The sequence below is a fragment of the Algibacter lectus genome (assembly GCF_900112395.1).
Classification (GTDB): domain Bacteria; phylum Bacteroidota; class Bacteroidia; order Flavobacteriales; family Flavobacteriaceae; genus Algibacter; species Algibacter lectus.
Genome location: NZ_FOLN01000009.1, coordinates 61714 through 74567, shown reverse-complemented (window position 1 = coordinate 74567; position 12854 = coordinate 61714). Strand labels below are relative to the sequence as shown.

The window sequence follows — 12854 nt, the reverse complement described above, 5'->3', positions numbered from 1 at the left end:
TACATAGAAAAATGAAAAAAAATATAATAATCGCACTTTTGGCTTTAGTCGCACTTTCTTGTACTAAAGATTTAGAAGAGCTTAACGTAAACAAAAAAGATTTTGCAGTAACCACTGATGCATCTCTTTTTACAAGCGCACAGTACAAGTTATTTAATCAAATGACGGAAACAAGTGTTAATGAGAACATTTTTCGTCTTATTGTTCAAAACTGGACAGAAACAACGTATACTGATGAAGCTAATTATGATTTAAAAACAAGAAATATTGACGAGTTTCATTGGGAAACTTTATATCGTGATGTTTTAAAAAACTTTAAAGAATCTAAAAGTTTAGTTTCAGGTCTTCCAGATGTGCAAACAAATAAAATAGCAACTATAGAACTTTATGAGATTTATACTTACTACGTTTTAGTAACTTCATTTGGAGACATCCCATATACAGAGGCATTAGACATCGATATTTTAAATCCTGTTTTTGATAATCAAGAAACTGTTTTCAATGATTTATTAGACAGACTAGATACAAATGTAATCTCTAAATTTATAACTGATGAAGTTGGTTTTTCAGCATCAGAAGATATTGTTTACAACGGAGATATTGAAAAATGGTTAAAATTTGCGAACTCATTGAAACTTCAAATGGGTATGTTAATAGCCGATTCAGATCCTGCAAAAGCAGAAACAGTGGTTAGCGCTGCAGTTGCTGCGGGTGTTTTCACTTCTGCTGATGATGACATGAAAATAGCTTTTGAAACTGCCGCACCATATACAAACCCTGTTTACGCAGCATTAGTATTATCTGGTCGTGATGATTATGTTCCTACAAATACTATTGTGGATATGATGACTACATTAAACGATCCTCGCAGAGATGATTATTTCACATTATATAACGGTGTTTATAAAGGTGGTATTTCTGGAGAATTAAACTCATTCAGTCAATACTCTCACGTGTCTGACAAAATTGGAAAAGATCCAACATTGGAAGCTCCATTAATGACTTATTTTGAAGTTGAATTTTTATTAGCAGAAGCTATTGAAAGAGGCTTTATTACAGGAACTGCAGAAACAAATTACAATAACGCAATCGCTGCCTCTATTAAATATTGGGGAGGAACTGATGCAGAAGTTGACACTTACTTAGGTCAAGGAAGCGTAGCATACAGTAGCGCTGCAGGTAATTATAAACAGAAAATTGGAACTCAAAAATGGCTAGCGCTTTACAATAGAGGTTTTGAATCCTGGACTGAATGGAGACGTCTAGATTTTCCAGTATTAACAGCGCCTGCAGATGCTGAAACAAATAACGATCAACCCCCTTACAGATTTACATATCCAACGGTTGAACTTTCTTTGAACGGAGCTAATTTAAACGCCGCTAGCACAAGTATTGGTGGAGATGAATTAGAAACGAAACTATTTTTTGATAAACTTTAATTAAAACAGTCATAAAAATATAAATTATGAAAAAACTTAAAATATTTTTTATTTTACCTATATGCGTACTAATTTCTTGTAACGAAGACGAGGGAGAAATTGACTATGCAGATTTAGGCGCTAACGTAATATTAAAGACGTCTAGCATAAGTAATCTAGACGAAAATCATACTATGGAATTTTCGATTATCACAGCAGATGATGTTATTGTTACAGATATGGCGGTGACAAAAGGAGCAAATACTGTTAATGCAAATGTTTCTGCAGAAACAGCTACCTTCAACTCGTCTCTTCTAGGCACATTAATTGGAAATGAAGAAGACGGAATTGATATTAACGTTGTTTCTACACTTTCTAATGGAAATCCTTATTCAAAAGATTTTACTGTAAAAATAACTAAAGCACTTTCTTTAGAAAAAGGGTTAGACGCCATTATTTATGACACAGCAGTGGAAGATACTTTAATATTTGAAGCATCTACAAAATCTGCAGTAATAGATAACATATCTCTAGAGTGGAAAAAAGGAAAAGAAGGAACTTACGCTCCTACTACTCCACTTGGCTCTCCTTTAAATGTAGATGGTGACACTATTATTTTCACCAATTTCACAGATACATCTTACGGATACAATCTTGCTGTAAAAGACACATTATATTATAGATTTATAGCTACCAGTGGAACACTTACAGATTCACTAGAAACCTATATACCTATAATAAGTCAAACTTTTGATACAAGTTCAAAAGTTATATTAAGTTCAGATCTTACCAAGAATAAATTAAACTTAGACACTGCTACTTTTTACACAGACACTAATAATGAAGATGCGGAAATTAAATTTAAAAGCCCTACTGGTTTTGAAAAAGAGGGAACAACTGATATAGATTTTGTAAAAGTTGGAGATTTATCTGGTGAAAGTGAATACTATAATACTATAGACAAACTTTTTGCAGAAAAAGATTTACTAATAGCCCAAAGACTTTATGACGCTGGAACAAAAGAAACAGAAGTTACCGATGCTACAAATGGCGATTTATATATCTACAAAATTACACGTGATGTTACGGAGTACGGTATGATAAAAATAGGAGATGTTGTTTCAACGAACGGAGGAACAAGCCTAACTGAACTTAATATTGAATTTGGTGAAGCCGAAATAAAATAGTACAATTTAATTGCAAAATGTTAAAAAGAGATTATCTGAAAAGATAGTCTCTTTTTTTTGTGATCGACTTTTCAAAATTAATACCTTTTCAATAGGTACCAAACTATTTTATAAATAGGTAATTCTTATCAAATCAAACATGAATAAAATTTCGCTAATTAAAACTTTTCAATAAAAACTGATAGCTAACCACCATAACACCAGCTGTTATATAGTTAAAATCTTACACAAAGACTGCGTTTTGAAGAAACTCTTATTAATATCTTTTAATCTTCACACTAAACAAATTACAGAATACTAAATTTAGCATGTATATTTTTATCATTTCATTAAATCTAACTACAATTTCCTAACAAACACCACAATTTTCAGTAAAATTGACATCTAAAAAGCAAATTTTAACCATTATTTATTGTTTTATTAACTTTTTATTATGATTTTTGACATTGACTAATTCAAATAATTATAAAATGAAAACAAAGTTTAGTGGAATGCTAACGCTATTACTAGCGTTTGTTGTGCAACTAACGTTTGCACAAGAAAAGACAATTTCAGGAACAGTATCAGACGATTCTGGTTTACCGTTACCCGGAGCTACAGTCTTAGTTAAAGGTACTTCAACAGGTACTTCAACAGATTTCGATGGAAAATATGCAATTAAAGCAAATCAAGGCGCTACTTTGGTTTTTAGTTTTGTTGGATATGCATCGAAAGAAATTGCTGTTGGATCGTCCAATTCAATTAACGTATCAATGGCAGAAGATGCCGCTGCTTTAGATGAAGTTGTAATTACAGCATTAGGTATTAAAAGAAATGCAAAAGAGCTTTCCTACTCTGTATCAACTTTAAAAAATGAAGACATCACCAAAACTAAAGCAGTTAATGTAACAACTGCAATGGTTGGTAAAGTTGCAGGTTTACAAATTAACACAACTAATAACGGTGTTAACCCAAGTACTAGAATTGTATTAAGGGGTAACAGATCTTTATTAGGAAACAACGAAGCACTTGTTGTTATTGATGGTTTCCCATCAGACAGAGGTGTTTTAGACCGTATTAACCCAAACGACATTGAAAATGTAAGTGTTCTTAAAGGAGCAAATGCAGCTGCACTTTATGGTTCTGAAGCAACAAACGGTGTTGTTTTAGTAACAACTAAAACTGGTAAAGGAAAATTAAAAGTTACTTACAACGGATCTTACCAAGTAGAAAACGCTGCTTATTTACCTGAATTCCAAAATGAATTTGGTGTTGGTGGATTTCCTGATGGAACTTTATTCCCTCTAGAAAATGTTGCTTGGGGACCTCGTTTTGATGGTCGTTTAGTTGACGCTAGTGAAACTTTAGATAATGGAGATGTATGGCAAGTGCCTTTTACACCAATTGAAGATAACCATAAAGATTTCTTCAGACAAGGTAGCACAGTGAGACATGGTATAACTGTAAGTGGTGGTGATGATAATGGAACATTTTTAATGTCTTTAGATCAAACAAACACTGAAGGTATTGTTCCTAACGATGCTTACAACAGAACAAACTTTAGATTAAAAGGAAGTAAAAAATACAACAAACTAAGTGTTGGTGGTAACTTATCTTTCTTTAGATCTCATTCAAACGTAGTTGGAGCAGGTGGACGTCAAGATAGACCATTATACTGGAATATTATAAACACTCCATTACACTTACCAATGGAGCAATTGAAAAACTGGAGAACAGGAGAGTTTACAAGAAATGAAACATCTTACTTTGCTTTCTATGAAAATCCTTACTTTATTGTAGACACGCAAAGATTGAAAAGTGATATCAATGAATTTAACGTTCTTGCTTTCGCTGATTATGAAATTACAGATTGGTTAACTGCATCTTTAAATGTTGGTTATACAGGATCTAATACTACTACTAAAAGAGAATATGGAGCATTTACATACGCTTTCGAATTAGAAAATACGTATGCTAGAATGGATGAGTATGGTGCACGTACAGCAGATGCTATGCTAACAAGCTCTAGATTAAACTCAGATTTCATGTTAAAATTTAACAAAGATATTTCTGAAGATTTCAATGTTCAATTAACTACTGGACAAAACACAAGAATCGAAGATGATAACGCTATAGCAGTTGCAGGAAACGACTTAATTATCCCTGATTTCTATAACATTTCAACAATTACAGGTAATATTTTAGCTGGTGATTTCCCTGACTCTGGTTCTGGCAACCAAAGAACACGTAACTATAGAAGAATGAGTGTTTATGGAGATTTCACTTTAGGCTTTAAAGATTACTTATTCTTATCTGCTACTGGTAGAAATGACTGGTCTTCAACCTTACCTAAAGATGGTAACTCTTTCTTTTACTATGGTGCAGGTTTATCATTTGCTGCAACAGATGCTTTCGATATTACATCTGACAGAGGCTTAAGCTACTTAAAAGCAAGTGTTAACTTAACAAAAACTGGTAACGATCCAGGGCTTTACAGAACTCAAGGTACCTTCTTTGCTCCAACAGGCTTCCCTTATGGAACAACAGTTGGTTTATCTCAATCTAGTACAGTGCCAAGTCCTGCTTTAAACCCTGAATTTACAACTTCTTTAGAAGTAAATTTAGAAACTGGTTTTTTCAAAAACAGACTTACTGCTAACATAACAGGATATAAAACAAACTCTACAGACCAAATCGTAAATGCAGGTATATCTTATGCCTCTGGAGCATCTACAGCTGTAGTAAACGTAGGTGAAATTGAAAACTTAGGTATAGAATTAGACTTGAACGGAGTCATTTTAAAGTCAGACAACTTTAAATGGGATGTTGGTTTAACTTATGCAGCAATTAAGTCTGAAGTTATTTCTTTAGCTGATGGTGTTGATGAATTAAGTCTTGGAGGTTTTGATTCTGCTCAAGTTATTGCTAAAGTAGGAGAACCTTACCCACAATTAAGAACAACATCTTACTTAAAAGATGATCAAGGAAGAATTATTGTTGGTGATGATGGAGATCCAATTCAAGATCCAACAAACCAAATCCAAGGTAAAACAACTCCTGATTACATATTAGGTCTTAACACAAACATTAGCTATAAAAACTGGAACTTATATGCAGTTACAGATTATAGAACAGGTCACGTATTTTACAATGCTATTGTAGATGCTATCGAATTTACAGGTTTATCTCAACACAGTGCTACTGCAGGAAGACAACCTTTCGTTTTCCCTAACTCTTCTTACTCTGATGGTAATGGTGGTTATGTAGCTAACGATAATAGATTAACAAGTGGTGGTGGTAACGCTTTCTGGGATTCATATGGTGAAATCAAAGAAAACTATGTTTCTGATGCAACGACATTAAAACTTAGAGAAGTTTTATTATCTTATACTTTCGATGGTGATGCCTTAAAAGCAATGGGTGTCGATGATTTATCTATCGGACTTTTTGGTAGAAATTTAGTGACTTGGAGACCAGCTTCAAATGTTACTACAGATCCTGAATTTAACTTTACCACTGGTAATGCAGTTGGTGTAGGTGACCAAAATCAAACAGCTCCTACAAGACAGTTTGGTATGAGTGTAAACTTAACATTCTAAAAAAATAAAAATGAAAAATATAAAAATGAAAAAAGCAATTTTATCCCTTTTTGCTCTAGCGATAGTTAGTGTGAGTTGCGATGACTTTTTAGATGTCAACGAAAATCCTAATGATCCATCAATATCGACTCCTAGTTTAACACTACCAGTTGCTCTTGAAGATTTCGGAGAATTAAACGGACGTACAATGACCTATTTAGGGAATCAGTTAGTTGTTAACTGGGCTACACCTTCTAACTGGTCTGCGAATGCTATATACAGTAGATATAACTTTAGTGCTGACGACTTTTCAAATATTTTTGAAACTTCGTACGCTACAATTTTCAAAAACCTTACTTACATTGAAAATTACGAAGATCCTTCTGGAGCTGTTGACTATTCTAACTACAAAGCAATTTCTAAAATTGTAAAAGGTTTTCAATACCAAATGTTAGTAGACCTATATGGTGATGTACCTTATACTGAAGCTAATTTAAGAGGAGACAATACAACTCCTGCTTATGATGACGCTGAGACCATATACAAAAGTGTAATCGAAGATTTAGGTGTTGCTGTAGATTTAATTAATAATTCTGCTGCAGCAGAAGACCCTGGAACTCAAGATATTTTATTTGAAGGTCACATGGATTACTGGGTAGAATTTGCTAACAGTATCAGATTAAGAATGCTTGTAAGAATGAGCAACACTGGTCAAGATGCTTACATCGCTTCTCAAATAGCAGATATTACTGCTAATGGTGGAGGTTTTATACATGCTACTGCAGGTGTTAACCCTGGCTATACAGCTAGTGACAATCAACAGAGTCCATTCTTCGATTATTTTGTACAGCCAAACGGAGCACAACAAAACAGAAAAGATTTTACTGTTGCTTCAGAATATGCTCTTGCTTTTTTAACAAATGCAAACGACCCAAGACTAGAAAGACTTTATGAAGAAGCTGCTAATGGTGGTTATAAAGGAGCTGAACAGTCTACTATTTTACCTGGTGTAGGATTTACATCTGATGATTTATCAAAAGTAGGACCTGGATTATTAGTAAGTGCAGACCAAGATCAAATTGTCATGTCTGAAGCTGAAGCTCTATTTGTACAAGCAGAAGCTACTGTAAGAGGATATTTACCAGGTGGAGATGCTGCTGCTCAAGCTTTATATGAAGCTGCAATTACTGCTTCTTTCGTACAATTAGGTGTTGAAGATGCTGAAAATGAAGCTCAAACCTATTATAACCAAGATATCATTAATGTTAGTTGGGATGATTCAACAGACAAAATCCAAGCTATCATCACTCAAAAATGGGTAGCATTAAATGGAACATCTTCTATCGAATCTTGGATTGATTTAACAAGAACAGGTTACCCTGCTGGATTACCTATTCCTGCTGAATCTGATGGTGTTAGACCAATAAGATTATTATACCCATCTTCAGAATACGCAAGAAACGTGAACAACGTACCTACACAAACTGCAGACGATGTATTTACTAACGCTCCATTTTGGAAATAAAAAATATAAAAATGAAAAAAATTAAATTTATCAGGACATTTTTTGTCCTAGCTCTAGGGAGTCTTATCACCCTAAGTTCTTGTGATGCGTTATTAGACGACACAAAAATCGATTTTGGACAAGGTCCAATATTGGCTCAATTTGAAAACACAACAGATGAACTAAACATTATTTTAGATCCTGCTGTTACATCAATAGATTATGAAATTCCAATTACTTTCTTTGGAGGAAAAAATGTTCCTTTAGACAGAGATGTAACGGTTACTATTGCAGCTAGCCCAGATTCTCCAGCAAAAGAAGGTGTTGAGTTTGAATTAGGTGAAACTACATTTACAATTCCTGCAGGTGAAAAAACTGCCAATGCATCGATAGTTGTATTAACAGGTAATCTTGTTCCTTTCGATTTTAAGGACATCGTTTTAGAAATCGTTGAATCTTCAGAAGCTGTATCAGATGTTAACTCAATCGCTTTAACATTAAAAGCACTTCCTGAAACTACTTTAGCAGGAACTTATGATGTTGAAGTAGGTGAATATTGGAATTCTGGATCTTTTATTGCAAACTATTCAGGTACTGTATCTATTGCTGCCGTATCTCCAGATTTATACAAACATGTTGGTATTGCATTTTGGCCAGATGATAATGATTTTTACTTTACTGTAGATCCAGATACAAACGTTATTACTGTTTTGGATACTGATCTTGCAGGAGAACCAACGTTACTAAACGGGTCTCCAATCATGAATTGTGCAAAAAGCGTATTTGAAATGGTTACATGTGATGATACAACAAACAAACAAACACTTATGTCTGATGGAAAACATATTGTAGAATTAACTACAGGTTATGACAGAGGAACAGGTGCAACTAGAGAATTCTTAGAAAAATTAGTGAGACAAAACTAATTTTTAATAAAGTTATATTTAGTATCCAAACGGTCGGTAAACAAAATGTTTACCGACCGTTTTATTTTATACAGTATTTTTTAAAAAACAAACAATTAATGTTTTACAATATCCCTACATCATTCACTATATATGCAAACAGTAATAAAGGAATATTTACTATAGCCATAGCAGATTATTACCTTAAATTCCTTTAATGATGTAGTTTTTAATTTAATGCCTACTAATGGTGTAAATCCAGTTAACACATCAGTTTCAACTTAATATCCAAACCAAGCAAACTTGCACCGTAGAAGTAAGTGGTACTCTTAATTTTAATTTTGATAGCTATGGAAGTGAAATATCTTATGAGATTTTTGACGTTGAAGGTCATAGTTGTTCCCAGTACGAGTACAGCTTTTCTAGATTAAACTGCTTCAACTAGCATCTCTATAACATTATGCGATGGGCGATGTTACAGCTTAGTAGTATATAGTGAATACGGAGATGATTTAGCCAGACCAGAAGCATCTACTTTAACTCGCAAAAATACAAACTATACTTAAAAGAGAAGGTAATTTAAGAGGTTCAGCTTCATTTCAAGTTTTCAATTAAGTAAACTTAAAAAGGAGATTGATTTAAACCATTAATTAAGATTAAACATTATTATTCGTTATTAAAAATAACACTTACTTATCTTTTAAAACCATTTACTATTATTTAATAATAAACAGTAAGACACCGAAACCTTTTCTCTTTAAATTTGAAAGAAAAATATTTAACCCTAATAGTAGAAAAAGTTATTCAAACAATTAAAAATTTACTAAAAGGCATTAACAAATTACCAAATAAATCTCTTAAATATTAACTTTCCTTCAGTCAAACTACAGATTTCAACTCTTTTACAAGTTTTTCTACAAAATCATAACACAAAACAAGAATTTTAACCATTATTTATTGTTTTATTAACTTTTTATAGTGATTTTTGGCACCGACTAATTCAAATAATTATAAAATGAAAAAAAAGTTTAGTGGAATACTAACGCTACTATTAGCGTTTGTTGTGCAACTAACGTTTGCACAAGAAAAGACAATTTCAGGAACAGTATCAGATGATTCTGGTTTACCGTTACCAGGAGCTACAGTCTTAGTAAAAGGTACTTCAACAGGTACTTCAACAGATTTCGATGGAGCATATGCTATTAAGGCTAATCAAGGAGCAGTTCTTGTAATTAGCTTTGTTGGATATGCTAGCACAGAAGTAAAGGTTGGACAGTCCAACACCGTTAATGTAACAATGCAAGAAGATGCAGCAGCTTTAGAAGAAGTTGTAATTGTTGGTTACGGTACAAGTACAAAACAAGCCTTTTCTGGTTCTATTAAAGAAATCAAAGCGGGTGTATTAGAAGCTAAAACCTTCTCAAATGTATCTCAAGCCCTTGCAGGTGAGGTTGCTGGTGTAAATGTAATTAACACTTCAGGTCAACCAGGTACTGTTGCAACAATACGTATTAGAGGTTTTGGTTCTGTTAACGGAAACAGAGATCCTTTATATGTAGTTGATGGTGTTCCAATGACAACATCTTCTTTTGATTCTGATGGAGATCGTTTTGATAACGGGAGTTTAAACTCAATAAACCCTTCCGATATTGAAACTACAACAGTTTTAAAAGATGCTACAGCTACTGCTATTTACGGAGCTAGAGGTGCAAATGGAGTTATTTTGATAACTACAAAATCAGGGAAAAAAGGAACTTCTTCAGTGGAAGTTGATGTAAAAACTGGTGTAAATGTTCAATTAATTCCTAGATATGACGTTATCGATAGCGCTAACGAATATGTAGAGTTATCATGGATGGCTATGGGAAACAGAACGTTAAGTTTTGACCCAAATAATGATGCTGTTGCTTATGCGAATGAATATTTATACTCTGCTAGAGGTATTAACTCAGAATACAACAACTATAACGTAAATAACGTTTCAGAATTAATTGATCCTGCAACTGGAAAAGTTCGTGCTGGTGTAACAACGAAATACACTCCTGAAGACTGGGCTGATTATGGTTTCCAAGCATCTTTCTTAACTGAAGCTAACTTAAAAATGAGTGGTGGTACTGAGAAAACAAAGTACTTTTCATCTTTTGGATATTTAGATCAAAAAGGTTTCTTAAAAAATTCATCTTACAAACGCTACTCTGCAAGATTAAACGTAAACCATAAACCGAAAGAATGGTTAACAGCTACTGCTAATTTAGGATATACTTATGGTGAAACTTTAGCAAACGGACAATCTGAAGATTCAGGTAGTGTATTTTGGTTTTCAGATAACATTCCTTCAATCTACCCATTATTCACAAGAGATGCTGATGGTAATACAATACCAGACACAAAATATGGTGGAAACCAGTATGATTACGGTGTAAATAGAGGTTTTGGTGGATTAACCAATGCTATTGCAGATTCTCAATATGACCAAGATGGTAACAATCGTCATTCGGTAAATGGTAGTTTCTCAATGAAATTTGATATCACTAAGAACCTTACTTATGAAACACGTTATGGTGTTCAATATTACAATAGAGTTAGAAATGTAATAAACAATCCTTTTTATGGATCAGCAGCCGGACAAAGCGGTAGTTTATTTAAAGTGAACACAACCGATATTACACAAAACTTATTAAACTTACTTAGATATTCTAATACTTTTGGATCTCACAGCATAAGCATTTTAGCTGCACACGAAACAAACAAGAACAAATACGAATATGCTACAGTAAGTAAATCTAATGTTGTAAACCTTCAAAACGGACTTGATCAAGCAAACAACTATGTTGTAAGTTCTTCTCCTCCTACAGGATACAGATTACAAAGATCTATTGAAAGTTACTTCGCGCAAGCAAACTACAACTTCGCCAATACTTACTACTTAACAGGGTCTATCAGAAGAGATGGTTCTTCAAGATTCTTTAAAGATAAATGGGGCACATTTGGTTCAGTAGGAGCTTCATGGGTAATGAGTAATGAGCAATTCTTAAAGGGTTCTAATGCAATAAACTTTTTAAAAGTAAAAGCGAGTTACGGTTTAGTTGGTGATGAAGCTGGAGCTGATTACTATAGTGGACAAAACACTTATGAAATAAACAACTTATTAGGTGGTATTTCTTTAGTGCCTAACTCTATTCAAGATCCTAATTTAACCTGGGAAACATCAAAAATGTTCCAAACAGGTATTGAATTTACAGCTTTCAATAATGTCGTTGATGCTAACATTGATTACTACGTTAAGAATACTGACGATTTAGTATTTGATAAGCGATTAGCTCCTTCTTCTTCGGAATCTTTAATTACAGTTAATGACGGTTCTTTGGTAAATAGAGGATTAGAATTTGATATCACTACACATATCATTGACAAAGCTGACTACAGTTTAGACTTTGCTTTTAACGGTGAGATATTAAATAATGAATTAACACAAATGCCTATTGAAACAGCAACTGGTCTTGAAAAAACGCTAGATCAAAGTGGAAATTATGGTCGTTCAAAAGGACATAGCTTATATGATTTTTATATTAGAGAATGGGCTGGTGTAGATACTGCTAATGGAGATCCACTTTGGAATCAATATTATTTTGATGCTAATGGTAATGACGTTGTAGATTCAGGTGAATCTATCGCTAGTTTATCTCAATACCAAAATGATAATCCAAACAACACAGACATCAAGAAAACAACAACAAATGTTTACGCCGATGCTACTCAAAAATACACAGGACACTCTGCAATACCAGATATCCGAGGTGCTTTTAGACTTAATGCAAGAATCAAAGATTTCACAATTAGTACGCAATTTGCATATAGCTTAGGTGGTTACGGTTATGATGCTGCTTATGCTAGATTAGTAAGTAATGATCAAGCAGGTTCTAACAACTGGTCTACAGATATTAGAGACAGCTGGAAAGCTCCTGGTGATGTTACTAACGTTCCTAAATTAATAAGTGATGTAAATACTCAAGTAAACTCAACGTCTTCTCGTTTCATTACTTCAACAGATTACATATCTTTAAACAATGCTAGAATTGGATATAACTTACCATCTCGCTTCCTAGTAAATAACACAATCAAATCTATCAACTTATGGGTTTCGGGTGATAATTTATTTATTAACAGTGCTAGAGCAGGTTTTAATCCTAATACTTCTGAGACTGGAGCAACAACGTCATATACTTACGCACCATTATCTACAATTACGGTAGGAGCAAGAATTAAATTCTAATTTAAAAAAA

The 12854-nt window shown here is 33.4% G+C and carries 6 protein-coding genes; all 6 read left to right on the top strand.

Features of this window, described 5'->3' with window-relative positions:
* The first annotated feature begins 11 nt into the window (after positions 1-11).
* The 6 genes from BM246_RS14980 (at position 12) to BM246_RS14955 (ending at position 12844) form a co-directional block, all read left to right on the top strand.
* Complete coding sequence (locus tag BM246_RS14980; protein WP_074938986.1) at positions 12-1439, top strand: SusD/RagB family nutrient-binding outer membrane lipoprotein; 1428 nt, start codon at positions 12-14, stop codon at positions 1437-1439.
* Positions 1440-1465: 26 nt separating this feature from the next.
* Positions 1466-2605, top strand: a complete 1140-nt coding sequence (locus BM246_RS14975; protein ID WP_042505222.1) for a hypothetical protein — start codon at positions 1466-1468, stop codon at positions 2603-2605.
* A gap of 470 nt (positions 2606-3075) precedes the next feature.
* The gene (locus tag BM246_RS14970) at positions 3076-6183 is read left to right on the top strand and encodes a SusC/RagA family TonB-linked outer membrane protein (protein WP_042505224.1); all 3108 of its coding nucleotides are present in this window, start codon (positions 3076-3078) and stop codon (positions 6181-6183) included.
* A gap of 10 nt (positions 6184-6193) precedes the next feature.
* Entirely contained in the window at positions 6194-7687 is a 1494-nt protein-coding gene (locus BM246_RS14965; RefSeq protein ID WP_042499106.1) for a SusD/RagB family nutrient-binding outer membrane lipoprotein, read from the top strand.
* A gap of 11 nt (positions 7688-7698) precedes the next feature.
* Positions 7699-8592: a hypothetical protein gene (locus BM246_RS14960; protein ID WP_133969166.1), complete on the top strand. Its 894-nt coding sequence runs from the start codon at positions 7699-7701 to the stop codon at positions 8590-8592.
* A 994-nt stretch (positions 8593-9586) separates the two neighbouring features.
* Positions 9587-12844 (top strand): SusC/RagA family TonB-linked outer membrane protein, encoded by a 3258-nt coding sequence (locus BM246_RS14955; RefSeq protein ID WP_074938984.1) that lies wholly within the window; start codon positions 9587-9589, stop codon positions 12842-12844.
* Positions 12845-12854 lie beyond the last annotated feature (10 nt).